General features: G+C 68.5%; 22 protein-coding genes and 1 pseudogene. 5 read left to right on the top strand and 18 right to left on the bottom strand.

Annotated features, from left to right (window positions below; translation table 11 throughout):
* The 4 genes from O3I_RS09480 to O3I_RS09465 all read right to left on the bottom strand — a co-directional run bounded on the left by O3I_RS09480 (window position 1) and on the right by O3I_RS09465 (window position 4,362).
* On the bottom strand, window positions 1–789 hold the full coding sequence (locus tag O3I_RS09480; protein ID WP_014982688.1) for an aquaporin: 789 nt from the start codon (window positions 787–789) through the stop codon (window positions 1–3).
* Between the two features lie 95 nt (window positions 790–884).
* Window positions 885–1,727 (bottom strand): transglutaminase family protein, encoded by an 843-nt coding sequence (locus tag O3I_RS09475; protein WP_014982687.1) that lies wholly within the window; start codon window positions 1,725–1,727, stop codon window positions 885–887.
* Window positions 1,724–2,695, bottom strand: a complete 972-nt coding sequence (locus tag O3I_RS09470) for an alpha-E domain-containing protein (protein WP_014982686.1) — start codon at window positions 2,693–2,695, stop codon at window positions 1,724–1,726. Before O3I_RS09470 ends, O3I_RS09475 begins: the two co-directional genes overlap by 4 nt.
* Window positions 2,695–4,362, bottom strand: a complete 1,668-nt coding sequence (locus O3I_RS09465) for a circularly permuted type 2 ATP-grasp protein (protein ID WP_014982685.1) — start codon at window positions 4,360–4,362, stop codon at window positions 2,695–2,697. The genes O3I_RS09470 and O3I_RS09465 overlap by 1 nt, the downstream gene beginning before the upstream one ends.
* Window positions 4,363–4,687: 325 nt before the next feature.
* Here O3I_RS09465 and rpsT point away from each other — a divergent pair, with 325 nt between their 5' ends.
* Together rpsT and O3I_RS09455 are read left to right on the top strand one after the other, a co-directional pair.
* Window positions 4,688–4,948, top strand: a complete 261-nt coding sequence (gene rpsT / locus O3I_RS09460) for a 30S ribosomal protein S20 (RefSeq protein WP_014982684.1) — start codon at window positions 4,688–4,690, stop codon at window positions 4,946–4,948.
* Window positions 4,949–5,141: 193 nt separating this feature from the next.
* Window positions 5,142–5,393, top strand: coding sequence for a hypothetical protein (locus O3I_RS09455; protein ID WP_029902415.1), 252 nt, complete (start codon window positions 5,142–5,144; stop codon window positions 5,391–5,393).
* Here O3I_RS09455 and O3I_RS09450 read toward each other — a convergent pair.
* The gene (locus tag O3I_RS09450; RefSeq protein ID WP_041562509.1) at window positions 5,377–6,246 is read right to left on the bottom strand and encodes a helix-turn-helix transcriptional regulator; all 870 of its coding nucleotides are present in this window, start codon (window positions 6,244–6,246) and stop codon (window positions 5,377–5,379) included. The two genes, O3I_RS09455 and O3I_RS09450, sit on opposite strands and share 17 nt — an antisense overlap.
* Before the next feature lie 122 nt (window positions 6,247–6,368).
* Between O3I_RS09450 and O3I_RS09445 the strand changes: the two genes are divergently transcribed.
* Window positions 6,369–7,439 (top strand): aldo/keto reductase, encoded by a 1,071-nt coding sequence (locus O3I_RS09445; protein WP_014982681.1) that lies wholly within the window; start codon window positions 6,369–6,371, stop codon window positions 7,437–7,439.
* Between the two features lie 194 nt (window positions 7,440–7,633).
* Here the strand turns inward: O3I_RS09445 and O3I_RS09440 are convergent.
* Window positions 7,634–8,743 (bottom strand): annotated as a pseudogene (locus tag O3I_RS09440) (LCP family protein); the annotation flags it as partial.
* Window positions 8,744–9,196: 453 nt separating this feature from the next.
* Here O3I_RS09440 and O3I_RS42510 point away from each other — a divergent pair.
* Window positions 9,197–9,664, top strand: a complete 468-nt coding sequence (locus O3I_RS42510; RefSeq protein ID WP_014982679.1) for a DUF6636 domain-containing protein — start codon at window positions 9,197–9,199, stop codon at window positions 9,662–9,664.
* A gap of 27 nt (window positions 9,665–9,691) precedes the next feature.
* Here the strand turns inward: O3I_RS42510 and holA are convergent, their stop codons facing one another.
* From holA to O3I_RS44450, 3 genes are all read right to left on the bottom strand, one after another.
* Window positions 9,692–10,660 (bottom strand): DNA polymerase III subunit delta, encoded by a 969-nt coding sequence (holA, locus tag O3I_RS09430; protein WP_014982678.1) that lies wholly within the window; start codon window positions 10,658–10,660, stop codon window positions 9,692–9,694.
* Window positions 10,661–10,807: 147 nt separating this feature from the next.
* Entirely contained in the window at window positions 10,808–13,606 is a 2,799-nt protein-coding gene (locus O3I_RS45890) for a ComEC/Rec2 family competence protein (protein ID WP_193364893.1), read from the bottom strand.
* 418 nt (window positions 13,607–14,024) lie between these two features.
* Window positions 14,025–14,792, bottom strand: coding sequence for a helix-hairpin-helix domain-containing protein (locus O3I_RS44450; protein ID WP_424769578.1), 768 nt, complete (start codon window positions 14,790–14,792; stop codon window positions 14,025–14,027).
* A 1,053-nt stretch (window positions 14,793–15,845) separates the two neighbouring features.
* Here O3I_RS44450 and O3I_RS09415 point away from each other — a divergent pair.
* A complete protein-coding gene (locus O3I_RS09415; RefSeq protein WP_014982675.1) occupies window positions 15,846–16,628 on the top strand; it encodes a DUF5984 family protein in 783 nt (260 codons plus the stop codon).
* Between the two features lie 8 nt (window positions 16,629–16,636).
* On the opposite strand, the gene O3I_RS09410 is transcribed toward O3I_RS09415, so the two are convergent.
* From O3I_RS09410 to O3I_RS09370, 9 genes are all read right to left on the bottom strand, one after another.
* The gene (locus O3I_RS09410; protein ID WP_014982674.1) at window positions 16,637–17,479 is read right to left on the bottom strand and encodes a DegV family protein; all 843 of its coding nucleotides are present in this window, start codon (window positions 17,477–17,479) and stop codon (window positions 16,637–16,639) included.
* 3 nt (window positions 17,480–17,482) lie between these two features.
* Window positions 17,483–18,205 (bottom strand): diglucosylglycerate octanoyltransferase, encoded by a 723-nt coding sequence (octT, locus tag O3I_RS46935; RefSeq protein WP_041563577.1) that lies wholly within the window; start codon window positions 18,203–18,205, stop codon window positions 17,483–17,485.
* 382 nt (window positions 18,206–18,587) lie between these two features.
* A complete protein-coding gene (locus O3I_RS09400; RefSeq protein WP_051066532.1) occupies window positions 18,588–19,247 on the bottom strand; it encodes a histidine phosphatase family protein in 660 nt (219 codons plus the stop codon).
* Between the two features lie 27 nt (window positions 19,248–19,274).
* Window positions 19,275–19,691 (bottom strand): ribosome silencing factor, encoded by a 417-nt coding sequence (rsfS, locus tag O3I_RS09395; RefSeq protein WP_014982671.1) that lies wholly within the window; start codon window positions 19,689–19,691, stop codon window positions 19,275–19,277.
* 26 nt (window positions 19,692–19,717) lie between these two features.
* On the bottom strand, window positions 19,718–20,320 hold the full coding sequence (gene nadD / locus O3I_RS09390) for a nicotinate-nucleotide adenylyltransferase (protein WP_228833510.1): 603 nt from the start codon (window positions 20,318–20,320) through the stop codon (window positions 19,718–19,720).
* 126 nt (window positions 20,321–20,446) lie between these two features.
* The gene (locus tag O3I_RS09385; protein WP_141691967.1) at window positions 20,447–22,447 is read right to left on the bottom strand and encodes a hypothetical protein; all 2,001 of its coding nucleotides are present in this window, start codon (window positions 22,445–22,447) and stop codon (window positions 20,447–20,449) included.
* A 2-nt stretch (window positions 22,448–22,449) separates the two neighbouring features.
* The gene (locus O3I_RS09380; protein ID WP_014982668.1) at window positions 22,450–24,300 is read right to left on the bottom strand and encodes an HSP90 family protein; all 1,851 of its coding nucleotides are present in this window, start codon (window positions 24,298–24,300) and stop codon (window positions 22,450–22,452) included.
* Window positions 24,301–24,363: 63 nt separating this feature from the next.
* Complete coding sequence (locus O3I_RS09375; protein WP_014982667.1) at window positions 24,364–25,791, bottom strand: vWA domain-containing protein; 1,428 nt, start codon at window positions 25,789–25,791, stop codon at window positions 24,364–24,366.
* A 3-nt stretch (window positions 25,792–25,794) separates the two neighbouring features.
* Entirely contained in the window at window positions 25,795–26,679 is an 885-nt protein-coding gene (locus O3I_RS09370) for an AAA family ATPase (RefSeq protein WP_014982666.1), read from the bottom strand.
* Between the last annotated feature and the right edge of the window lie 43 nt (window positions 26,680–26,722).

Raw genomic sequence — 26,722 nt, 5'->3', positions numbered from 1 at the left:
TCAGGAGAGCAGGTTGCGCGAGCGGCCGAACAGCAGCCCGTAGAGCAGCGCGCCGAGGGCGCCGCCGACGAGCGGGAACACCACGAACGCCCAGACCTGGCCCATGGCGCCGTCCTGGTAGGGCGCGACGGCGAGGCTGCGGGCCGGGTTCACCGAGGTGTTGTCCACCGGAATCGAGATCAGGTGGATGACGGCCAGGGTGACGCCGATGGACAGGCCGGCCAGTGGCACGTCGGAGAGCTGGTCGGTCGAGGCGAGCACCACGAAGACCAGCAGTGCGGTGAGCATCACCTCGATGATGATCATCGCGGCCATGCCGTAGCCGTTCTGCAGAACCACCTCGCCGAGCGGCCCGGTTTGCGCGGACGGGCTGTGCCGTCCCCAGCCGTTGGCGCCGAGCCCGGCCACGGTCCGATCGTAGGAGGGCAGGTTCTTCGCCAGCGCGAACAGCACGAGCCCGGCGAGGAAACCGCCGATCAACTGCGCGATCCAGTAACCGGCCGCGGTGACCGCGCCGATCCGGCCGAGCAGCAGGTGACCGAGGGTCACCGCGGGATTGACGTGGCAGCCGGAGATCGGCCCGATGGCGTAGACCAGGAACAGCAGCGTGAGGCCGAAGGCGAGTGCCACGCCGAGCGCGCCGACCCGGTCCCCCGCCAGCACCGCCGTTCCGACACCGCCGATCACCAGGACGAAGGTGCCCAGCGCCTCCGCCCCGAATTTCTTGGATTCGGGAATCGGCCCTAGTTCGGCGACTTCCTCGACAACTTCTTGAGCCGTTGGAGACATCTGTTCCACCTTCCGCGTTCAACGAGTAGCCAGTGCCAACCGTGGTGCCGCTTCGAAAAACAGAGCCGTTCAAGATCAACGGTGTTACCCGGACGCTACGCGAGACGAGTGATCTCTACAACGACCTCGAGATCCGTGGAGCCACCGCCGGAGAAGATGCCTTTCAGCGGGGGCACATCCGCGTAATCGCGGCCGACGCCGACCGAGATGTGCTGCTCACTGATCGCGATGTTGTTGGTCGGGTCGTAGCCCCACCACATCCCGGTCCAGGCTTCGATCCAGGCGTGCGACTGTCCCTCCACCGTCACGCCGATCTCGGCGGCCGGGTCCGGGTGCAGATAACCGGAGACGTAGCGGCTGGGAATGCCCATGCTGCGCAACAGCACCAGGGTCAGGTGCGCGTAATCCTGGCAGACCCCTTGCCGATCCGTGAACGCCTGTACCGCGGACGTGTGCACGGACGTGGTGCCCGCGAGATAGGTCATCTCTCGATGCACCCATTCCGCCGCGCGCACAACGGCTTTCGCGGGCGGCAGTCCCTTGGCCAACTGGCGGGCGATGCCTGCCAGCTTGCGGTCGGCCGGCACGAACACGGTGGGCGCCAGCATTTCGTCGAAGCGGTCGGCGATGTGCCCGGCGCGCAACTCGTCCCAGTCCAGTTCCTCAGCCGGTCCGGCGAACGGCTCGGTCTCCACCACCGAGGAGCCGGTGACCTCCAATTCGGTATGCGGAGCGTGCAGGTCGAACGCGGTGACCGCGGTGCCCCAGTAGTCGGTGTAGCGATAGGAGCGGGTGGAGGGCACGGTTTCCACCCGGTTGAGGATGACGTTCTGCCTGCTGTCGGCGCGCGGCGTCAGCCTGGCTTCGTTGAACGAGCGCGTGACGGGCGCGTCGTAGACGTAACCGGTGGTGTGCACCACCCGAATTCGCCAGCTCATAGCTCCCCCTCGACCTGCATATTGTCGTCTCGACTGCTACGCAGATCGGTCCACGCCACCCACGGGGCCGCATGGAAGTACTGCAATGCGATCGCTTCACTCACTTCCCGGCAGGTCTTCTGCAGCGACAGCAGCCGGTTCTGCAAATCCTCCAAAAGCACACCGGGCGGCAGGAATTCGAGCTCGCTACGCGCCCGGCCGAGTAGTCGCTGCGCCTCGTGCCTGGCACCGACGCGACTACTCGGCCGCTGGTCCAGTTCCGCGAGGCAGGCTTCGGCCACCCGCACCGAATGGAACACCGAACGCGGGAAAAGCCGGTCCAGCAGGATGAATTCGGCCACGAGGTTGGCATCCAGCGCGCCGCGGTGCGTGCGCAGATAGGTGTCGTGCGCACCCGCCGAACGCAGGACGGTCACCCAGGCCGGTGAGGAGGTGCGGTCGCCCGCGCGGGAAAGCAGCAGGCGCACAGTCATGTCCACCCGTTCGATGGAGCGGCCCAGCAGCAGGAATCGGTAGCCGTCGTCGCGGCTGAGCGTGGAGTCGGACAGCCCGGCGAACATGGCGGCGCGGTCCTGCACGTAGTGGAAGAACTCGTGCGGCCCGAGACTGCGCGCCGCCTTCTCCGCGACGGCCAGTCCGATGTAGGTGGCGTTCAGGCACTCCCACATCTCACTGGAGGTGACTTCTCTTGCGCCCCTGGCGTTCTCGCGGGCGTTGGCGATCGAGTCGATGATCGAGCCACCGTCGTGGCTGAAGGCGACCAGGTCGGTGACCGACCAGACGTCCAGCGTGCCGTCCGGCGGCTCGATGCCGAGCACCCGCAGCAGCACTCGCGACGTGCGGTCCGGGTCGACGGTCGCGTCTTCGAGCAACTGGTGTACCGCGACGTCGAGGATGCGCGCGGTGTCGTCGGCGCGCTCGACGTACCGTCCGATCCAGTACAGGGATTCCGCGTTGCGTGCCAGCATCAGCGGCTCACCGTCCCTTGCCACTGACGTTGCGACTGCCCACGTCGCGATTGCCGCTGCTCCTGTTGTTGTTGCTGCTGTTGCTGATTCGCCTGCGCGGCCGTCAGGTCGCGGCCCACTTCGCGCGAATCCGATTGCGGCGGATCGCTGACCAGTTCCGCGCCCGCGAGTTCCCGATCCGCCAGCGAGTCCCGTCCGGACAGCACCCAGGTGTCCTTGCTGCCGCCGCCCTGACTCGAATTGACCACCAGCGAGCCATCGGGCAGCGCCACCCGGGTGAGCCCACCCGGCAACACCCACACCTCGTCGCCGTCGTTGACCGCGAAGGGACGCAGGTCCACGTGTCGCGGCACCAATTCGTTGCCGATCTTGGTCGGCACGGTGGACAACTGCACCACCGGCTGCGCCACCCAGCCGCGCGGGTCCGCCTTGATCCGTCTGCGCGAGGCCTCCAGTTCCCGCGGGGTGGCGTCGGGCCCGATCACGATGCCGTAGCCGCCCGAGCCCTCGACCGGCTTGACCACCAGCTCCGCGATCCGGTCGAGCACCTCGTCGCACTCGTCGTCGAGCCAGCAGCGGTAGGTGTCGACGTTGGGCAGCACCGGCTTCTCGTTGAGGTAGTACTCGATGATCGTCGGCACGTAGGCGTAGATCAGCTTGTCGTCGCCGACCCCGTTGCCCACCGCGCTGGAGATGACGACATTGCCCGCCCGCGCGGCGTTGAGCAGCCCCGCGACGCCGAGCACCGAATCCGGCCGGAAATGCATGGGATCGAGGAAGGTGTCGTCGATTCGCCGGTAGATCACGTCGACCTGGCGCTCCCCGGCCGTGGTGCGCATGTAGACGACGTTGTCGCGGCAGAACAGGTCGCGTCCCTCGACCAGTTCCACGCCCATCTGCCGGGCCAGCAGGGAGTGCTCGAAGTACGCCGAGTTGTACACCCCGGGCGTCAGCACCACCACGGTCGGATCGGCCTCGTTCGGTGCGGCGGAGGCCCGCAGCGCCGCGAGCAGATGCCCCGGATAATCGCCGACCGCACGCACCCGATGCGACGAGAACAGATCCGGGAAGACCCGCGCCATGGTGCGCCGGTTCTCCATGACGTACGAAACCCCGGACGGCGAACGCAGATTGTCTTCCAGCACCCGGAAATCGCCGCGCTCGTCGCGGATGAGGTCGATGCCCGCCACATGGATGCGCACCCCGTTCGGCGGGATCAGGCCGGCCGCTTCGCGATGGAAGTGCTGGCAGGAAGTGACGAGTCGTTTCGGGATCACCTCGTCGCGCAGGATGTTCTGTTCGCCGTAGACGTCGGCGAGAAACAGTTCGAGTGCGACGACCCGCTGTTTGATGCCGCGCTCGAGCTTCGCCCACTCGGCCGCCGCGATCACGCGCGGCACCAGATCCAGCGGGAACGGCCGTTCCTGGCCGGACAGCGAGAAGGTGATGCCCTGGTCGATGAAGGCCCGGTCCAGGGCGGCCGAGCGGGCCGCCAGATCGGACACATCGATCGGATCGAGAGCGGCGAACAGCCCTCGGTAGGGCTGGCGGACGCGTCCCGAGCCGTCGAACATCTCGTCGAACGCGGCGGCGTAGCGACCGGGGCGATAACCCTCGAATAACCCGGCGGAGGCGACCTTGCCGTTGCCGGCAGCCCGCCCGTTCATACCGACCGGTTCGGACGCGGCGGGTCGCGCCGAACGTGGCGGAGAGGCGGGAGTCATGCAAAAATCGTGCTACACGCAGCGGCAATGCTGTGTGAGACACAGGTAAATTTCTTGCATCACTCGTGACCTTCCGGTCAATCGACACATTTCCGCATGCGACCGGTCGGCATGTTTCACTGCCGCGACCGGTGCCGATTTCGTGCGCCGGACGGCGGCTGGTACCCTCGACCTTCGGCGTTGCGTTACCCATTTACCCAGGGTGCGACGCACGCGTAGGAACTTTCCCAGGCACATCACTCAGCGACAGGAACACGAGGAAACAGGCGTGGCCAACATCAAGTCCCAGTTGAAGCGGATCCGTACCAACGAGGAAGCGCGCAAGCGCAACCAGTCGGTCAAGTCGGCGCTGCGCACCGCGATCCGCAGCTTCCGGGAGGCCGCTGCGGCCGGCGACAAAGAGAAGGCCGCCGCGCAGCTCCAGTTCGCGAGCCGCAAGCTCGACAAGGCCGCCTCGAAGGGCGTCATCCACGCCAACCAGGCCGCCAACAAGAAGTCGGCGCTCGCGCTCGCACTGAACAAGCTCTGATCCACCGGTACCGATTCCGGTACCACATATACTGACGCAGCCGCCGTGGCCTGGATGACCACGGCGGTTTTTGTCGTGCCCGCGGCGGCGGTTTTGTCGTGCGCACAGCCGGGCCGGTCGGCGCGAACTGTTCATCTGCGGGGATTTCGGATCGGCCCACAGCTTGTCAGTGGTTCCAGCTACCATTCGGCGCATGGTTACCGTGTACGCCAATCAGACCGTGGTCCGTGCCGAGGATCTGCCGGATGTGATCCGGGCAGCCGAGGTGCTCGGCTTCGGGGTGAAGATCGAGAACGTGATGGTGCCCATCGACGACGAGGGCAACTACTCGCTGGAGTGGGTAGTCACCAGGGACGAGGAAGTGCCGGCCTACGAGGAGTGGGACGGCCGCTACGACGACGAGGTGGACGAGGGCGAGGAGCTAGTGCTCAGCTCGGTCGAATGACCCCGGTGCCCGGTGCGGGATCGGCGGCCAGCCGATCCAGCGCTGCCTGAGAATCCTCGTCCGCCGCGCGATAGATGACGATGCGCTGGTCCGGATCCTGCACCGGCATCAACACCTCGAAATTGACCACCAACCGACCGACGATCGGGTGCCGCAGCGGTTTGGCGCCGCGGCCCTGCACCCGGACGTCGTGCCTGGCCCACGCGGCCTCGAACTCACTACTGTGCGCGATGAACTCCCCGATCAGATCGCCGAGCGCCTGGTCGTCAGGATGGGCCGCCCAGGCGGCCCGCAGATCCGCGATCCCCTCCCGGATGATCCGCTCCCGCTCCACGTAGAAGTCCCGCATGCTCGGTTCCATCAGGCACAGCCACATGGTGTTGCGATGCCGGGCAGGCAGCGTGTCGAAGTCGATGATCAGCCGTGCCATCTCCGGATTCCAGGCCAGGATGTCGTAGCGATGGTTGATCAGCATCGCGGGCAGCGGCGAGAGATCGGCCACCAGCATGGCCAGCGCAGGTGCGGGCACCGTGCTCGGCTTGCCCGCGTTCGGCTGCCGCTGCTGCGCCAGATCGAACAGGTAGGCACGCTCGTCGGCGTTCAGCCGCAGCGCCTGCGCGAGGGCGTCCAGCACCTCCGGCGAGGGACGCAGGCCACGGGCCTGCTCCAGCCGGACGATGTAGTCGGTGCTCACCCCGGCCAGCTCAGCGACCTCCTCACGGCGCAGCCCCGGCGTGCGCCGGGCCTGCTTGCGCTGCGGTAGGCCGAGGTCGCCCGGGGCGAGTCGCTCGCGCCGATCCCGCAGGAAGGCGGCCAGCTCATGGGTTCGATCCGCGTTCACCGTTCCAGTCATCGTCCTTGATAGTACGGCTGAGTAGGACTGGCCTTCCCAGGAAAAACCTTCCCTTACCGTTGCTGTTGCTCCGTTCCAGACTGGCTTTCATCAGTACGAAGCACCGACAAAAGGAGCTGGACATGTCCGGAGCACGCACCCTCGATACCTATCGGCTGCTCGGCCGTTCGGGCCTTCGGGTGTCTCCGCTGTCGCTGGGCACGATGACCTTCGGCGCCGATTGGGGTTGGGGCGCCGACCAGGACGAGGCACGCAAGATCTTCGACACCTATGTCGACCGCGGGGGAAACTTCATCGATACCGCGAGCATGTACACCAACGGCACCTCCGAGCAACTGCTCGGCGAATTCACCGCGAACAACCGTGAAAGCCTGGTGCTGGCAACGAAATACACCATGCTGCGACGAGCGGGCGACCCCAATTCCGGTGGGAACCACCGCAAGAGCATGTTCGCCTCGGTCGAAGCGAGCCTGCGCAAGCTGAACACCGACTACATCGATCTGCTCTACTTGCACGCCTGGGACTTCCACACGCCGGTCGACGAAATCCTGCGCGGCATGGACGATCTCGTGCGGGCGGGCAAGGTGCTCTACGTCGGTATCTCGGATGCGCCCGCCTGGCAGGTCGCACGCATGCAGACGATCGCCGACCTGCGCGGGTGGTCGCCGCTCATCGCCCTGCAGATCGAATACAACCTGGCCGAGCGGACTGTCGAACGCGACCTCATCCCGATGGCACGGGAGCTGGGGCTCGGCGTCATCCCCTGGTCACCGCTCGCCAGCGGCGTGCTCACCGGCAAGTACAGCCGGGCCGACCTCGCACACGACGCCGAGAGCTCACCGGAGGGCAGCCGCAAAAACGTTGCGGCCGCACAGGGTTCGCTCACCGAACGGACGCTCGACATCGCCGACGTGGTCAAGGACGTGGCCGGCGAGCTCGGCAGGTCGCCCGCGCAGGTCGCGCTGGCGTGGACGCTGCGCAACCCCGGGGTGACCGCGCCGATCATCGGCGCGCGGACCGCCGCCCAGCTGGAGGACAACCTCGGCGCGCTCGACGTCGAGTTCGACGCCGGACAGCTGGCCCGCCTGGAACAGGTCAGCGCGATCGAACTCGGGTTCCCGCACGACATGCTGGCCCGGACGATGACCCGGAATGTGGTGTCCGGCGATCTGAAAGTTCAAGCCCGCGTGTGAGCCGAGCCGTCGGGCGCGGCTCAGTTCACGCAGGGGATGGTGTCGCTGGCGATCGCGGCCTGCACCGGTTTGCCGACATCCGGTGCGGGATCGGCGGTTTCGGTGGTAGTCGGGCTCCCTAGCGGGGGTTCGGATTTGAACAAAGCGGTAGCGGGGTCCGGCTCACCGAAGGCGATCCGGACCTCGCGGCGGATGGCGGCCGGGTCGACGATGTTGACGTCCTGGCCGTTGATGGAGTCGTAGCGCAGCACCGGAAGTGTGCGGAACTCGACGGCGGGGCTGCCCGCGGTGCCGAGGGTGCGCAGAAAGTCGGTGACGTTCCAGCCGTCGGACAGGACGATGTCGCGGTGCGCGACGTCCATCAGCGCGTTCAGTTTGCGCAGGTCGGTGAACGTGCCCGAGCGGCGCAGATCGAGCGCCACCGAGGTGAGGAACGCCTGCTGGCGGTGGGTGCGGTCGAGATCGCCGTTCTTTAGGCCGTGGCGTTGGCGCACGAAGGCGAGCGACTGCGCCGGATCGAGCCGCTGCCGCCCGGCCGGGAAATCCGCTCCCGAATACTCGAGGTCCCGCACCGGTTGATTCAGGCACACCTCGACGCCGTCTAGGGTCTCGGCGAGATCGTAGAAGCCGGCGAGGGTCACCTCGGCGAACCGATCGATCGGCACGCCGGTCAGATCGCGCACCGCCTGCACGACCGACGCCCGGCCCGCTTCCCGGCCCGCCCGCTCCAGGCTTTTCTGGTCGGTCATCCCCTGGTTGATCAACTGGTCCTGCACCGCGGCCTTCTTCAGGCCGTACGCTTCCTTGATCTTGGCTTTGGTGTAGCCCGGGATGCCGGACACCGAGACGTAGTCGTCGCGCGGAATCGATACCGCCACAATCTTTTTCAGGTCCGCAGGGATGTGTACCAGGATCAGCGTGTTGGCGTTGTAGCCGCCTTCTTCCCCGTCGCCCGCGTGCAGTCGATCGAGGATCTCCGTCGGCAAGTCGTTGCCGTCCTGGTCTTTTCGGGTATCCAGGCCGATCAGCAGAACATTCATGTCCCCGGCGAGCGAATGCGGCGCGTCCACGCCCAGCGCCGCCGATCTGGTGAATCCTCGATCGAACCTGGCCTCCGTCGCCCAACCGACCGCAGTCCCCGCGAGCATCGCCGTCGACAACCCGCCGATGACGACCTTCAGCACGATCCGCCCGACCCGGCGAGCCGGTCGCTCATGCACATTCCGAATCGACCGTCGAGAGTGCCGCACACGAGCCCGCCGGGATTCGTCGACCGGAAGGACCGGTGCCGAGTGTTCATCCATAACCCCGTCAAGTCTGACACGAAATCAGTAACCAGCAATTTGCTAATTTCGGCTAACGCGCTGGTCGAGGGCGTGCGAGCGGACCCCGGCAGAGCATGCTCAGCACTTCCAGCTGTGGCGCGAAGTCGGGACAAAACGCTCGTTACGGCTCAGTTCGCCGTCACGGGCCACTGCGGATCGAAGCGGGTGGCGCGACGCGAACCCGAACCGAACACTACGTTCCGACAACCGCCTACTGTGTTGCAGCACACATTTGGCATCCATGTTTGGTACGCGCCGAGCGCTGGGGCAATCTCCAGTGTCCGCAGCCGATCGTCTGCTTTCCGGTGATCGTCCACGGTGCCCGATCACGTTCGGGGACTCGATGCGACCAGGCAGCGAGCGACACGGGTACGGCCTCAGCCTTAACTCGACTTTAAGTTCACGCCAAGGCTTTTCGCGCATGCTGCCCGCATGACGATTCGCACGGTCAGCCTTCTCGCTGCCGCCGCCTGCACGGCAGGCTTGACCACAGCAGCCCTCACCGGGACCGCGCACGCGGACGACTCGGTCTTTTTCACCTCCCCCAGCGGCAATATCTCCTGCGCGATCTTCGGGAAAGAGTTCAACGGCGCCGGGTACGTCCGCTGCGAAATACAGAAATACGACTACACGCCGCCGGAGCGGCCGGCTCGGTGCTATTTTCCGGACGGCACGCCGACTTCGCATTACTACGGCAAAGTCTTCCATCTCAGCGCGGCCGAGGGCGCGGGTTTCGACTGTGGCGGCGGTGGCACCATCGGCTGGAGCGGTGCCGTGCTGGAGTACGGTTCCTCGGTCACCTACGACGGTTTCACCTGCACCAGCGCTGTCGACGGCATCCGATGCAGTCTGGGGAACAAGTCGTTCCGGGTCTCTCAGTTCTCCTACGAGTTCAGCTGAGCCGCAGCGTATTCCAGTGCGCGCGGGTCAGTTTGCGGAGTGCAGGTCGAGGATGCGGGTGAGGGCGTGTTCGAGGGCATAGCTCGCGTCGGCGGCACCGCCTTTGACGTCGGCGTTCAACGTCGCGACCACCTGGAGGGCGGAGCCGATGGTGGCGGGGGTCCAGTTGCGGGCTTGCGCCTGCGCCTTTTTGACCTTCCACGGCGGCATGCCCAGCTGCTGCGCCAGTTTGAACGGGTCGCCGCGGCCCGCGGAGCCGACGCGGGCGATGGTGTGCACCGAATCGGCGAGGGCGTCGGCGAGCAGCACGTGCGGGACGCCGCGATCGTTCGCCCAGCGCAACGCCTCCATCGCACCGGAACGGTCACCGGCGACGGCGAGTTCGGCCACGTCGAACCCGGATACCTCGGCCTTGCCCGAGTAGTACTGGCGGACGGCGGCGACATCGATCTTGCCACCGGTGTCGGCGACGAGCTGCGAACACGCCGCCGCGAGCTCGCGCAGATCGGAGCCGATGGACTCCAACATCGCCTGCACCACGTCGCCGGCGACGCGCACGCCCGCGTTGCGGAACTCGCCCCGGACGAACTCCACCCGCTCGGCAGACTTGGTCAGTTTCGCGCAATCGTGCTGGACGGCACCGGCTTTCTGGAGCGCGGGGACCAAAGCTTTCGCGCGGCCACCACCCGAGTGCAGCACCACGAGCACCACACCGGGCGGCGGGTCGCCCGCGGCTTCGGTGATCACGGTGACGGCTTCCTTGCCCGCCTCGGCCGCCGACTCCAGGATGATGACGCGGTCCTCGGCGAACAGCGACGGACTCAGCAGTTCGGCCAGTTCCGCGGTGCTCGCGTCGCCAGCCCGCATCCGGTCGACCGGCACGGCGTCGGCGTCCGGCGCGGTCTCCCGCACCTGCGCGGTGACCGCGCCGATCGCTCGTTCGACCAACAGTTCTTCATCGCCGAGCACCAGGTGCAACGGTGCGGGCGTGCTCATGACTTCGCCCCGCCGGCCCGCACCTTCGCCCCACCCGACGAAGCACCGTGCCTACGGTTCACTCGCTGACGCTCGTTGTGGTCGGTCACGGCAGCGATCCTACGGTGACCCACCGACAGCCTCCCCGCAGGTTCACCGTTCACCGCGCTATCGGGAGGTCATGGTTCTGGGTGGGTTGCCGCCGAGGACCAGCAGGTCGCCGTGGCGGTCGGTGCGGAGGACGGTGGTGCCGAGGGTGGTGAGTTCGGCCAGGATGCCGTGGTGCGGGTGGCCGAAGGTGTTCTCTACGCCGACGCTGATCAAGGTCAGGCGTGGGTGCACTGCGTCGAGGAAGTCTTTTGTGGTCGTCCGGGATCCGTGGTGCGGCAGCTTCAGGATGTCGGCGCGCAATGCGGTTCCCTGCCGTAGCAGTGCTTGCTGGGCTGGAGCCTCGATATCACCTGTCAGCAGGATGCGTCCGGCCGCGGTGTCGGCGGCGAGGACGATCGACCGGTCGTTGGCATCCTCGGCTTCGGCGCCGGGTGTCGGCCGTGCGCCCGTCGGTTCGGGTGCGAGCACCGTCAACCGGACCGAACCGATGTCCAGCACTTGCCCGGCGGCAAGCGCTACCATCGGAATTCGTTCGCGCCGTGCAGTATCCACCACCTGTGTGAGGTCCTCGACTCGCGCGCCGTTGGAGCGCGCCGCCGGTGGTACATCAGTTCGCCGACACCGGTCGCCACCGGTCGCACACCCATCGGTGGACGCGCATGGTGCCTTACGTTCGTCTCCTGAATGCCCACACCCGCCTACCGCCGGGAGGCACCGCTCGGCTTCGAGTTCACCGCCGTTCGAGTCCGCCCCGGCAGCCGAGCGTGTAGCCGACTCCTTTTGTGCCCCATGTGCTTCGCACATATCAGCATCCGACTGGTGTGAGTCCGGCTCCGTGCCGACGTTCTGAGCTGGTTCCGATGGCCGGGTACGGACCGGCGCACCATCGTGTTCCTGCGCGCCATCGTGTTCGGGCCCACGATCGAGTTTCTGCCTACCGTCGAGTTCGTACCCACCGTCGAGTTCCCGCGCACCGTCGTGTACCTGCCCACCTCCGTGCACCTGCCCACCGCCGAGTTCCTGCCCACCGCCGAGTACCTGCCCACCTCCGTGCACCTGCCCACCGCCCTGTACCTGCCCAGCGCCGAGTTCCCGCACACCATCGAGTTCCCGCGCACCGACCGCGATCGCTGCGACCGCTCGGTCTTCCAGCGCACCGGCGAGCCCTCCGATGTGGTCGGCGTGGGGGTGGGTCAGTACGAGGAGGGCGATGCGGGATACGCCCAAGCGGTTCAAGCACATTCGGATGCGCCGGGGTTCGGGTCCGACGTCGATCACCACTGCGGAGTCGGCGCCGGTGGACAGTGCGAGCCCGTCACCCTGGCCCACGTCGCAGACGGCGAGTACCCAACCGGGCGGGGGCCAGCCGGGATGCCAGACACGGACCGGAATCAGCACAGCGGCGACGCCGGCGGCGACCGTCAGCACCAGCCTTCGGCTGGCCGCGAAACGCAACGCGAGGATGCCGGCGACGATGATCGCTGCGGCGACCAGCCCGCCGGACAAGCCGCCGGGCACCGCGACGGACGCGCCCGGCACCGCGGCCGCGTGTTCGGCGACGAACAGCAGCCACCACAGCGGCGGTGCCGCGCAGTGCACGACCAATTCGGCCAGGGGCGACCAAACCGACGCCAGCACCGCGGCGACCGCCCCGATCACGGTGACCGGCGCGATGACCGGTTCGACGAGCATGTTCGCGAGAATCGCGACGAGGCTGAGCTTTCCGGTCATCGCGATGACGAGCGGCGCCGTAACGACGAACGCGGCGGCCGCCACCGCACAGAGTTCCGCGAGCAGACGCCACCAGCCGCGGGCGCGCAGCCAGTCCGCCCAACTCGGTGCCAGCAGGATCAGTCCGCCGGTCGCGGCAGCCGACAACCCGAAGCCCATCGACACCGCGAGCGCGGGCCATATGGCGAGCAGGCCGATGATCGCCGCGCACAGCGCCGGAAGTGCTTGTTTCCGCCGACCAGTCACCAACGCGAGCAGGGTGATCGATCCCATCGCTCCGGCGCGCAACACGCTCGGGTCAGGCCTTGCGACGATCACGAACAGCACCAGTACGAGCCCGGCGACCAGCGCGGCCGCACGCGGACCGAGGGTGAGCCCGCGCACTGCACCCAACACGACCGCCAGCAGGATCGTGAAGTTCGTGCCGCTGACGGCGCAAAGATGTTCCAGCCCAGCGATTTCGAAGTCCTCGCGGACCTGATCCGACAATGCCGAGGTGTCGCCGACGACGAGCGCCGGGAGCAACCCCGCTGCTTCGGCGGGCAATGCGCGGGTGACCGCCGCCGCGAAATCGGTACGCACAGCCCGAGCCAACCGTTGCCACCAGGGCAATCCGCCCACGGGCTGCGGTTCTCCCACTGCCCGCAGTGTCGCAACGGTGAGGTCACGCTGCCTGGGAAGGTCGGTTTTCGCCGGGAACTGCACCGTCTGTCCGGGCGAAAGATTCGCCCAGCCCGCACCGGCAGCCAGAATCACCACCGCGCCACCGGCCTGCACCGTCCGCTCGCCGTACCGGTACTCCCGCAGGTTCGCCCTGAGCACCCAGCGATCCCCACCGAACGCGTTGCTGCGCACCGGTTTCGGATCATCGCTCGATGTCACCAACACCCGCACCGAATGCCCGGCCAGCGCCCGCAGCGGATGCGTCGCCACCTGATGTTCCCGCCACGCCGCCGCCACCGCGAACCCGGCCGCGAGCAACACCGCCGCCAGCATCACCACCGCCACCGCCCGCCGCCGCACCCGCCGATGCGCCATCGCCCACAGCAGCAACACCCACAACCCGATCGCCAGCACAACCAGTGCGATCGCCACGCACACCCCCACCACCCACCCAGCAGTCAACGCCACAATTGTTGCCCCCCAACAGCACAACGCCGCAGGCACCAACCGCGCATCGAGCACCTCCGGCCCTCGCTCCGCCGCCTCCTCCCGCACCTCGATCGCACCGCCGGCCCTCATCCCCGCCCCCGTGCACCACACCGCGTAGGCCGCGCCGGGCCGACACTATCCGCCACACCGAACTCGGCGATTGCGATGCGACAGCCGCGCACGCACCGAGCGACCATCACGGCGCCCCAACGACACAACGCCGCAGGAATCAGCCGCGCATCGAGCACATCCGGCCCCCACTCCGCCGCGACACCGCCGCGCACCTCGGCCGCACCGCCGGCCGTCATCTCCGCACCCGCCCTTGGGGCCCGGCAGACCGCACCGGGCTGATACTGGCCGTCGCGCCCCGGATCACCGCAGGCCACCGTCCTCATACCCGCACCAGTTCACGGAGGCGGGCGAGGCGGGCTGGGCCGATGCCATCTACTTCGCCGAGTTGGGTTACGTCGGTGAAGCGGCCGTGGGTGGTGCGCCAGGCGATGATCGCTTTGGCGGTGACGGGGCCGACGCCGGGGAGGGCGTCGAGTTGGGCTTCGGTGGCGGTGTTCAGGTCTAGCCGGCCCGACGAGGGTGGGGGCTGGGCAGATCCTGGGGCGGAGGCTGTGGGTCGGCCGCCCGCGCTGATTGTCGCGCTGCCGAGTTTCGGTGCTGCGGGGTCGGCGCCGGACGGGCCGACGAGCACCTGATCACCGTCGGACAGTCGCTGGGCCAGGTTGAGGCCGGTCGTGTCGGCACCGTCCCGCGGGCCGCCCGCCGCGGTGAGGGCGTCGGCCACCCGCGCTCCGGTGGGCAATCGCACCAACCCGGTCCGGTGCACCAGCCCTACGACGCTGACCACCAGTTCACCTGCGGCCGGGGCGGACTCGACGAGTTTCGGCCGGGCCGCGCTCTGTGTTTCGGTACCCGGTGGAAGCGCAGGCGCAGCAGCGTCAGCGGTCGAATGCACCGCGGGCAGCGGCGGCACCGGTCGCGCGATCGGCCGCTCACGAAAGATCGCGACGCCGGCCACCACCATCGCCACCACACCGACCGCCAGCAGCGTGCACACCCCGCGCCGCCCGGGATCGACCCGGATCCCCCGAAACCGCTCCGGCACCAACCGATCCCGCCACCCGCGTCGAGCCACCGGCTCCGTCAGCCATCCAGGCGACCGCACCACCCCGACGTCATCGCCCGCAGCCCTGCAATCCGCCGCAGGAGCCAAAACCTCTTCGTCCCAATTGCCTTCGTGCCCTGCCCCTCCCCGGCGCACGCCAGGCAGAGCCACCGGCTCCGTCCGGCTCGTGTGCGACCGCGCCCCATCGACGTCGTCACCCGCAGTCCCAGGGTTCGCCGCAGCGGCCACCGCCTCCTGGTCGCCATTGCCTTCCTGCTCTGCCCCTCCCCGGCGCACGCGCGGCAGAACCACCGGCTCCCTCCGGATCCTGTGCGGCCCACCGACACCGATGTCGTCGCCCACCCTGGGCACCTCGTCATCCGCCGCGGGAGCCAAACCTCCGAGCGCCCAGTTCACCTGGGGGATGTGACGTTCCCTGTGCGCGCCGAGGCTCGCGTCCGACACAGCTGCCCGTTGGGGCGCACCTGATCTCGAGTCGGCACTGTTCACTGCGGTCGACGGCATGGCCGCATCAGGATCGGCACAGTTCGCGTCCACCCGCGTTTCGACGCTTGCCGAAACCCCCGCCAGCGCATGTATACTCGAGGCTCCGTTCGGGTCGCCCACCGACGAATCGCAGCGGTCAGCGATTACTTCGACACGGTTCGACCGTGCAGGCGGTGCCGAGTCCGTGCGCGGTGGCGCTGCAATCGGCGGTGCACTGGCGCTCGGGTCCGGTGCCGATCGCGTTTCCGTCAGTACCCGCAGTCCCTCGGCCTCCCACCGCTTCACCGCCAGCGCCCGTGACACGTGGGGCCGCCGGGTGCGCGGAGGTTTCGGGCTGGTGCCGCGTCCGGCGCTCACGCGGGCGGTCAGGGTGCCGAGTCGCTGCTGGGTCCGGTCGCGCTCTTGCTGTCGTGACATGGGACCGAACGTAGTTTCGGGGGCGGGGCAAAGGTCTTGGTCGAACAGGTATTTCGCCTGTCTTGTGGACCGTCGCGCGATGGGGACAACTCGCCGACGACACGCACACCGGCGCCCGGATCACCGGTGCGCGCGCACCCGGATTCCGCGGGCTGATGCCAGACTGGCCCCGTGATCCGTTTCCGTTTCGGCTTGGCGCCGGTGGACCGAGTCGCCCCGTGGGGAGAGCAACGCCGGACGCTGCGGTGGTTCGCGCTGACCGAGGGTTGGTACGGCATCGACCTCGGCGGGCAGACCTTGCTGCGTTATTCCGCGCGCACCACCGAACTCCTGCGCACGCAGTCCGGCGGCGCGGAGACGCCTTACGACTGCTACGTCGCCTATTACGTTGCCCGCCTGTGGGAGGATCTGCTGGCCCTGCTGCCCAGCGTGCTGGAACCGGTCCCCGAGGATCTCGCCGATTTCATCGGTGCCGACGCCGCAGACTGGTCCTGGGCCGAATCCGACGAGGCCGATGCCGCCGCCACCTGGTATGGCGAACATACCCTGGACACCGGCTACCTCTGGTTCGGCCCGCATCTGCGCTGGTGGCGCACGGTCGACGGCGCCGCCGACACCGTCACCCTGGCCTGGCACCACCCGCCCGACCCGGAGCACGAGATCGAGTTCGCCGCACCGTCGTCCGGCCGGATAAGGGTATCGACCGACGAATTCCGCAGCGCCGTCATAGAACTCGACCGCGCACTGCTGTCCGCCATGGCGACCCGCCTGCGCGAGTTCGAATCATCCGGTCCCCCACCGGGTATCGATCTCGACCTCGATCACCTCGCGTACGAACAGGACGACCGAGCACGCTGGCTCGCCCGCGCGATGAACCAGCGACCCGATACGGACTGGTCAGCCATTCGGTCCGGAGCCGATGCGCTGCGCCGATCGTCGTCCGCCCTGCCCTGACCGACCGGCTACGCGCAGCCGCCCGGCAGCACGAGCACGCCGACCGCCCCGAGCCCTAGGTGCACCCCGAGAGCGGGCCCGAACTCGGCCACGATCAGTTCCCGAATCCCGGGCACGAGCTCGCGAAGCTGCGTGGCGACGGTCTGTGCGGCCTCTTCGGCCCCGAGGTGCTGGACGGCGACCGCGGCACCGTCCTCCCCTGCCGCATCCACCGCTGCCGCAACGAGTTTCGCGAACGCCTTGGATCGGGTACGCACCTTCTCGCGCAGTTCCAGGCGCCCTTCGACGATCTGCAGCAGCGGTTTGGTGACCAGCTCGCTGCCGAAGAACGCGGCGGCCGAGCTGAGCCTGCCGCCGCGGCGCAGCTGTTCGGTTCGATTGACCAGGATGAATGTGCGGGCGCGGCTCGATGCGGCGACCGCGGTGTCGTAGACGATGTCCAGCGCGGCGCCCGTGCGGGCGCGCCGGGCCGCCGCGAGCACGGGCAGCCCGGTGGCGAGTCCCGCGCCGAGCGAGTCGACGAGCCGCACGCGATCGGCGGCGTCCATGTCCCGCACCGCCTGTCTGCCCGCTTCCCAGGTACCGGAGAGCTGGCGTGAAATATGCACCGCGACAACGCCGTCGCCACCGCTGCGCGCCCAGGCCTGCTCGTACACGGCGCGTAGTTCACCGGGGGAGGCGGCCGAGGTGGTCACCGTGTCGGCGGTGTAGTCGATCTCGATCGGGTCGATACCCTCGCGGATCGTGCGGTCACCGATCAGGACATGCAGTGGGACGACGTCGATCTCGAGCTCATCGACGAATTCGGCAGGAAGGCTGGCCGACGAATCTGTCACGACCACGACGGCCACGGACTACCGAACCTCCTGCAGAGCCTTCACCATCGCGTTGGCCACGGCCTCGTGTCCGGCCCAGCCCCAGTGGATACCGTCCGGGTTCGCGTCACCGGAGAAGATGTTCTCGCGCACGGCTTCGGCGAGGTCGACCAGCGGCACGCCGGTGCGCTCCGACCATGCTCGCAGCGCCCGCACGGCGGGTTCGCGCCCGGTGTGTACGCGTCCGTAGGCCGCGCAGTCGTGCACCGACGGCAGCACCGCGACGACCGGCAGGTCGGGTCGCAGCTGCGCCAGCGCTTCGCGCGACTGTTCGAGGTAGTCGACGCTCACCTTCGGCGGAAGTGCCACGGGGCGACCGAGTTTCGACAGTTTGGGCTGCAGCCAGTTGTAGGTCGCGCGGACCCCGCGGCGCACACCGGACGGTCGCACGTACCGGATCAGTTCGCGCAGCGCGGTCGGCAGCGGCGAGGGCAGCGAGTCCATGCCGCCGACGGCGAAGACCACCGCGTTCGCCCGCGGCACGGCCGCCCAGACGCGCGGGTCACCGATCAACGCCCAGTAGGCATCTCGGCAGGTCCAGCCGATCCGTCCGACCAGCTCGACGTCCCAACCCAGTTCGGCGCCGACGAGATTGGGCCAGATCTGCGGATGATCCGCGGGCAGACCGCCTTTGGGTCCGAAGTACGACAGCGAATCGGCGATCACCAGCAGCACCGGTCGCTCGTCGGACGCGTCGGCCACGGCCTGCGGTTGACCGGACACATCCAGGGCGTCCGCCGCGGATTCGGCGATCAACTCGGCCGCGCCGACCACCTCGGCGACCGGAGCGGCGAGTTCCTCGGATTCTGCGGTGCCGGTGTCTGGCTCGGTCATGACGACCGAACCGGCAAGGGCGCCGCGTACGTCGGGGGGCGGGTCCACCGAGCTGGCGGGCAGGGCGGAGTCGTCCGCGTCGGCGGTTCCCTGCGCGTCTTCCGCACCCGAATCCGTTTCGTCAGAGTCTGTTTCGGTCGCCGCGGCCGGGGGCACCGGCGGCGGGCCGAACAGCGCGTCCGGGATCGAACGTTCCGGTTTCGCCGAAGCTTTCCGGAACAGTTCGTCCGGCACCTGCCGAATCGGATCTTCAGAGGACATCCGGGGCCACCTTCGCAGCTGCGTTCCACACGTCGAGACGCCAGCCGGGCTGGTCGATGCTCGGACCGTGGCTGCTGAGCTGCACCCAGCTGGTATTCGCCAGTCCACCGAGGACCGGCCAGTTGGCTGGCGGCAGGTCGAGCAGCGCGGCCGTGAGGCCTGCGATCAGCCCGCCGTGCGCCACCAGGATGATAGTCCGGCCCGGCCAGTCCTGCCGCTCGACGAGTAATTCCCGCACGACCGGCAGCGCCCGCGCGCCGACCTCCAGTTTGGTCTCCCCGTTGGGCGGCCGAAAGCCGGGGTTACGACGCCATTCCAGGCGCGCGCCGGGGTAATCGGCGTCCACCTCCAGGTGCGTCAGGCCTTCCCAGTCACCGAGATCGGTTTCGCGTAGCCGCTGATCGGGCACCACATCCAGGGCGGTGTGCTCGGCGAGCGCGGACGCGGTGTCGAAGGCGCGGCGCAGGTCCGACGAGACGATGGCGATGGCATTGCGGGAAACGAGTTCGCGCGCGGCTTCTTTCGCCTGCCTGCGACCGAGTTCGGTGAGATCGGTGTCGATCTGCCCCTGCATCCGGTCGGCGGCGTTCCATTCGGTCTGCCCGTGGCGCAACAGAATCAACGTACGCACGCTGGCATATTTGTTCACGACTGCCACCCGGCTACTCCCCCTCGTTCACTCGGTGTCGCTGTCCGCGTCACCGTTCACCGCCGCGGGCCGGTTCTCCGGCGCGCCGATACCGTCCACCGGCACCACCGGGCAGTCTTTCCACAACCGTTCCAGCGCATAGAAATTGCGCTCGTCGTTGTGCTGGATGTGCACCACGACGTCGACGTAGTCGAGCAGCGCCCAGCGCCCCTCCCTGGTGCCTTCGCGCCGCACCGGCTTGTGCCCGGCGTCGCGCAGCTTCTCCTCGACGTTGTCGACGATGGCGTTCACCTGGCGCTCGTTCGGCGCGGAGGCGATGACGAAGCAGTCGGTGATCACCAGCTGCTCCGACACGTCGAGCACCACGACGTCGGTGGCCAGCTTCTCGTCCGCCGCCAGCGCAGCAACCTGCGCGATCTCGACCGACTCGACCGATGCCGTCATGCCCGCCCCTCGCTACGCATTTTCACTCAGCTACCTTCCGCTTCTGCGGCCTCGTACAGGTGCCGCTTCGATATGTACTGCACCACGCCATCGGGGACGAGGTACCACACCGGCCGGTTCTCGGCGGCGCGGCGACGGCATTCGCTCGACGAGATCGCCAGCGCGGGGATTTCGATCATGGTCACCGCGTCGGCCGGCAGGTCGCGCAGATGCTCTTCGAGATGATCGGTATTCAGCTCATACCCCGGACGGCTCACCCCGACAAACCTCGCCAGTTCGAACAGTTCCGCCCAATCCTGCCATGTCAGGATGTTGGCCAGCGCATCCGCTCCGGTGATGAAGAACAGCTCGGCGTCGGGATGCTTGCTGCGCATCTCGCGCAGGGTGTCGACGGTGTAGGTGACTTTCTCCCGATCGATGTCCGCGCGACTGACCGAGAAGCTCGGATTGGAGGCGGTCGCGATCACGGTCATCAGGTAGCGGTCCTCGGCGGGGCTGACCTGTTTGTCCGCCTTCTGCCACGGCTGACCGGTGGGAACGAAGATCACCTCGTCGAGGTCGAACCGGTCGGCGACCTCGCTGGCGGCGACCAGGTGACCGTGGTGGATGGGGTCGAAGGTGCCGCCCATCACACCCAGTTTGCGGCCGCGCCGGCCTGTCTCTTGCATGAGTGCCGAGCTTAACCGGTCGGCTGCCGGTCGACGGGGGCGGTTGGCCGCCGGACGGGCGCCTGCGGGCAACCGCCCGCAGCCGTGCTATTCGCCGGATGCTTCCCCGTCCAGCATTTCGTCCAGCTGCCTGCGCGTCTCGGTGAGTTCATCGGTCACCTCCGCGCTCGGGGCGGCCTGCTCGAGTTCCACGATCAGGTCGTGCATCGCCCGGAACCACGGCCGGTCCGGTTCGGCGCCGTAGCCCCACAGCTGCAACCAGGCCGCCGAGCGCACGCACCTGGTCCGCGAGACCACCTCGCCGAGTTCGCCGAACAGTGCGGCGGCGCGCAGGTACGCCGCCAGCGCCTCCTCGGGGCGTTCGCAGTAGTCCAGCGCCGTCGCGGCGGACCAGGCCAGCTCGGCGTGCAGCGCGCGGCGTTCCGGATCGTGTTCCACCAGCCGGGCGCCCTCCGCGAACTGGCGCGCGGCCTCCTCGTGCCGGTGCAACGCCTTCAGCGACGCGCCGAACTGTGCGCGCACGGTGGCCAGCTCGGCGGCCGGATAGGGCACGTCGGCCGCCATGGCTTCTTCGAACAGCGCAACGGCCTCGCCGTGCCGGGCCGCCCGGTGGAAGGCGCGCGCCGCGATCACCGTGTGATGCAGCAGATCCGGTTCGGACAGCCCCTCCCAGCGCGCGCCCGCTCGCACCGCCGCGTCGGCCAGGTCCAGTTCGCGACCGCGTTGTCCGGCCAGGGCGATGACGAGCTGCGAACTGAGCCGGGCCAGATGCTCGGCGGGCAACACCGAGACACCGATCGCCAGCGCCTCGCGCAGATGCCCTTCGGCCGCGGCCGGGGCGGCGGCGAGTTCCGCGGTGCCGAGTTCGGCGAGCCGCAGCGCCTCGGCCCGGCGGTCGTCGGCCGAGCTGCCCGACCATTCCGCGGCGACCACCGTGCGTTCGACGCAGTCCGCGGCGGCGATCTCGTCCACCGCGGCGCGCACGCTGACCACCTCGAGTTGCTTACTGCGCAGTCCGAGCGGCAGCCGTTCCACCAGCGGTTGCGCGGCCAACCGCGCGGCGATCCGGGTACTCACCGCGGTATTGCCGTTACGCAGGTCGTACCGGGTGCAGAGGCCAGCGATCTCCGTATCGAGTTCGGCCAGCAGCGAATACGCGGTCCCGCCGCCGATGGGCAGATAACCCAGGCCCAGGGTTTGCAACCGGCGCAGCAGGACGCTCACGCCGGTGATGAACGCGAGCCGCGCGCCGACGTCGGCACCGGGCTCGGTGAGCCAGCGGGCATGATCGGCGAGAATCTCCAGCCCGCGCCCCTCGTTTCCGGTGAGCGCGCAGAATTCGATGTGCTGGGCCACCGAGGGCCGCAGGCTGTCGCTGTGCCGCACCAGCGGATACCCCGTGAGGTGCGCACCCCGGGCCTCGGCGATGCGCCCGGTGCGCAGTAGCGGCAGCAGCGCCTGCGCGAGCACCCGGTGCGGCTCCTCGCTACAGCTGTGCGCCCCGTCGAGCACCGACTGCCAGTGCGCGAGCGCGGCCTCGTCGTCGCCGAGAGCCGCACTGCCGGTACCCCATTCGTTGCGTTCGCAGGCTTCGCAGTCGGACATGCCGTCGCGGGGCGCGGCCATGGCCTGCTCGTGCAGCCGGGCGCCCTGCTCGGCATCGCCGAGCTTGCGGGCCAGCTCGCCGCGCAGCGCGAGCACCGGACGCAAACTGTAACCCCGCTGCCGGTACCGATTTTCGAGCTCGTCGAACCAGCGGTGCACGGTCGGCAGCGGGATCGCCGGATTGTCGATCAGCCCCCAGGTCATCCATTTCAGGTACCAGTGCACCGAATACGTCAGCGGACCCAGCTCGGCCGGGTACTGGTCGTAGATCTGCAGCAGTCGGCCGTAGGCGACCGGTGCGAGGTCGCGCTCGCTCGCGTAGGCGTACGACTCGGCCAGCTCCAGCAGCACCCGTCCTTCGAGGTGCCGGTCGGCGGCCGATTTGGCCGCTGCCGCAAGCGTTTCCAGCCGTTCGACGCGGATCCGGCCGTGCGGCAACGAATAGACCTGCGCCAGCGCGTCCTTGATCTCGGCGGTGTCCACGTTCACTCCGTCTCGTCGCCGGTGCCGGTGGCACGACGCGTTGCCCAGCTGAGGAATTCACCGAAAGCGCGGTTGAGCAGCGCGGTGTCGGCGGGCCGCAGCGGGCGGTGGGTCATCAGCAGGGCCTGGCCGTACAGCGATTCCACCGCGGTCTTCAGGAACGCGGGATCGCTGATCCGGGACAGCCTGCGCACGATCGGGCTGTGGTGATTCAGCACGAGCTGCGCGCGCGGCGCGGCGGCGTCGAGCGCGCCGAGGATCTCCGTCCACAGCTCGTCCGCGCCGAGCGCGGTCTCGGCTCTGGTGCGTTCGTTGCGCGCGGCCCGGCCGTCCAGATACAGCGCGGGCACCGAAAGCGGATGGAAGGCACGCAGAATCACGTCGCAGGACAGCGGGTCGAGCACCGCGCGGGCCGTGGTCAGCACCGGGGTCAAGGCCAGTTCCTCGGCCGGATCGACCGGATCGAGCGCTGCCGTAAGGGTATTCACGTCGAGGTCGACCACCTCGACACCGGGGAGTAGTCGTGGTAGCAGCGCCACCAGTTCCCGGTCGTAGGCGTAGCCGCCGTTGACGATGCCGATGCCCTGCGCGGCCGCGGTCGAGGCCACCTGACGGAACTCCTCCACCGTCGAGGTGATCCGGATGACCGGGTGGTTGCGCGCGAAGTCGGCGAGCGGCACCCGGCCGTCCGTGGTATCGAAGTGCAAGTGCGGCAGCATGATCCGGAAGAGTTCGGGCGAATGCCGGGCCATCGCCTTGACTCCGAGCGCGTGCACCGCGAGGAACGCGGCCAGCCGTTGCGGCTGCTCGGCGGCGATCTCGGTGAGCCAGTCGCGTACCCGGTCGCCGAGCACCTCGCGGATGATGGCGAGCCGCTCGTCCTCGTAGAGCCCTTCGCGGGAGGCGGTCGGCCGCAACGAGTCGGTGTCGATCACGCAGCGCACGAAGAACGCCCAGTCCGGCAGCAGCCCGCGGACCGCGTCACCGAGCAGCATCCCCTTCAGGTACACCCGGTGCGCACTGCTCTCGGCCGGATTACCCGGCTGGGCAAGGACATACGCGACACCGGTGACCCCCGCGAGTTCCGCGTCCAGATCGATCACGTCCAGCGGCGCGAAACCGAGCGTGCGCTCACCGAATTCGAGCAGCGCCGCCCGGCGCTCGGCCTGGGACGGATAATCCCGATGCCACACCGCGGGTCCGTCGGTGATCGGCATGATGATGCCGTCGGACTCCACCGTCACCGCATACGGCAGCAGCGAACCGAATTCGCGGGCGAGCTCGATCACCCGGCGCGGCGCGAACCACGACTCGGCGCCCGCCCGCGGGGTGAGCCGCACCGTCGTGCCCGGCTCGGGATAGGCCTTCGGTTCCAGCACGCGCACCGAGTAGGTGCCGTCGGCGGCGGCCAGCCATTCGACCGGCGGGGCAGCGGGGTCCGCGGCGGAACGGGTGACCACCTGGATCGTCTCGGCCACCGTGAAGCAGGCCAGCAGGCCGATCCCGAACTGCCCGAGGAACTCGCGGCGCGCGCCCTCGATCTCGTCGCGCTTCGAGGATCGGCCGATGGTGGCCAGGAAGCGGTGCACGTCCGACTCGGTCAGCCCCACCCCGGGATCGGCGATCCGCAGGCCACGCTCGTCGACACTGATCCGAATCGCGGTGGGCGCCAGCCGGTCTCGCGCGGCCCGCGCGGTGACGGCGTCCACCGCGTTCTGCAACAACTCCCGCAGATAGACGCGTGGACTCGAGTACAAGTGGTGCGACAGTAAATCGACGATCCCCCGTAGATCCACCTGGAACGCATAACTGTCCGCCACCGCCGCCGCCCCGTTCGGCGTTCTTTCCACCATGGTGGGCAATCCTGCCCGAACGGCCCAATGGTTCTCTTAACGATCGCTGATGACGGCGGATCGTTACACCGGCAGCAGGCGCGATACCACCGCGGTCAGCTGCCGGGCCGAACGGCATTCGTGCATCTCGATGACGTCCTGGTACTTGTCGGCGGCCGAATCGCCCGAACCCCAGTTGGTGCGCATCTCCGGATTGAGCCAGTGCGCGTGCTTGGCGGTGCGCACCAGCGAACGCAGCGTCTCCAGATCGGGATCGCGGTAGTTGGTGCGCGCGTCGCCGAGGATCAGCAGCGAACTGCGCGCGGTGACCGCGTCGGGGTAGTTCCTGGCGAAGCCGGCGAGCGCGTTGCCGTAGTCGGAATGCCCGTCCATGCCGACGACGCCGGCCTCGGTGAAGATCCGCGCCATCGCCTTGTCCAGCTGGGTGCGCGGATCGAAGAACCGGGTCACCTCGTCGGTCTGATCGACGAACGCGAAAATCCGCACCCGCGAGAACTGTTCACGCAACGCGCTGACCAGCAGCAGGGTGAAATTGCTGAAGCCGGCCACCGAGCCAGACACATCACACAGCAGCACCAGCTCCGGCCGACCGGGGCGCGGCTTGCGGTTCACCAGATCGATCGGCACGCCGCCGGTGGACATCGACTTGCGCAGCGTCTTGCGCAGATCGATCTCGCCGCGCCGGGAATGCCTGCGCCGCACCGCGAGTCGTGAGGCGAGAATGCGGGCCAGCCGCTGCGTGCTGCGCCGCATCTCGGCGAGCTCGGATTCGGAAGCGCGCAGGAAGTCGACGTCCTCGGATTGCCGGGCGACGCCGTAACTGGCGACGCGCTCGCGTCCGATCCGCTCGGCCACCCGCCGCCGGGTCTCGGCTTCCACCGACGCGCGGAACCCGTCGATCCGCCCGCGGGCGGTGCGCCGGGCGATCTCGGTGTCGAACGCGCTGACGTCCGGCCCGGCCGCGAGCCCGGCCAGGATCTTGGCCAGCAAGGTCTGCGGCTGAACGTCTTTCAAGGCCTGATAGGCCGAGAACGAGGACCCGCTGGCGGACTGGTACTGACCGAGTTGATCGACGAGCTGGGCCGCGAGCGCTTCCAGGCGCGCCTCGGCCGACTCCTCGGTCAGCAACTCGGCGAGCAACTCGCGCAGCGCCGCGATATCCACTTCGCCCGCCGCATTGCGCGGAATCGCGACCTCGTCCCGCGCGGCGGTGCGCTCCCCCAGCGCGACCGGGAACCACAGATCGAACAGTCCGTCGAATGTCGCGCGGTGCGTGGTCCGGCGCAGCAGGGCGCAGGCGAGACCTTCGCGCAGCACGTCACGGTCGAGCAGGTCGAGCACGGTGACCACGCGGCCCGCGTCCACCGTCTCCGACGGACCCACCGGGATACCGCGCTCGCGCAGCGCCTCCACGAACCCGACCAGGTGGCCGGGCAGTCCGTGCGGCGCGTGCAACTCGGGTTCCGGCGCGGGCAACGATCGCGCGGGCATCGGTCAGGCCAGCTTCAGTTCGGCCAGCGCACGCTGGTGATCGCTCTGGTGTTTGAGCACCACACCGAGCGTGGCGCGCACCGTGGTGTCGTCCAGATCGTGCAGGCCGAGCGCGAGCAGTGTGCGGCCCCAGTCGATCGATTCGGCCACCGAGGGCAGCTTCTTCAGCTGCATACCGCGCAGCACGTGCACGATCCGCACCAGCTGGGCGGCGACGGCGGCGGACAGCTCAGGCACCCGGCTGGCCAGGATGCGGCGCTCCAGTTCCTCGTCCGGGAAGTCCAGGTGCAGGTACAGGCAGCGTCGCTTCAGCGCCTCGGACAGTTCGCGGGTGGCGTTGGAGGTGAGCACCACGAACGGCTTGCGGCTCGCGGTGATGGTGCCCAGTTCCGGCACGGTCACCGCGAAATCGCTGAGCACCTCGAGCAGCAGGCCCTCGATCTCGACATCGGCCTTGTCGGTCTCATCGATCAGCAGCACCGTGGGTTCGCTGCGGCGGATCGCGGTGAGCAGCGGCCGCGACAGCAGGAACTCCTCGGTGAAGACGTCGGCTTTCGTTTCTTCCCAATCGTTTTCGCTGGACGCCTGGATACGCAGGATCTGCTTGGCGTGATTCCACTCGTACAGCGCACGGGCCTCGTCGACCCCCTCGTAGCACTGGAGGCGAACCAGCTCCGCGTCGGACGTCTGCGCCACCGCGCGCGCCAGCTCGGTCTTGCCGACGCCCGCCGGACCCTCGATGAGCAGCGGCTTGCCCAGCCGGTCGGCGAGGAATACCGAGGTGGCCGTGGCCTTGTCGGCGAGATAGCCCGTTTCGGCGAGCCGATCGATCACATCCTCGACCGAGGTGAAGATCGGCTCCTGGGGCGTCTCGGGAATGGGGGCCACGTGCAGTCCTTCCTTCGGAGGCGAGCGGAATGCGGACCGCTCG

Origin of the sequence: Nocardia brasiliensis ATCC 700358 (assembly GCF_000250675.2) — a bacterium.
Classification (GTDB): domain Bacteria; phylum Actinomycetota; class Actinomycetes; order Mycobacteriales; family Mycobacteriaceae; genus Nocardia; species Nocardia brasiliensis_B.
Note: the sequence above shows the minus strand (reverse complement) of the source record. Positions and strands in the feature narration are given on the sequence as shown.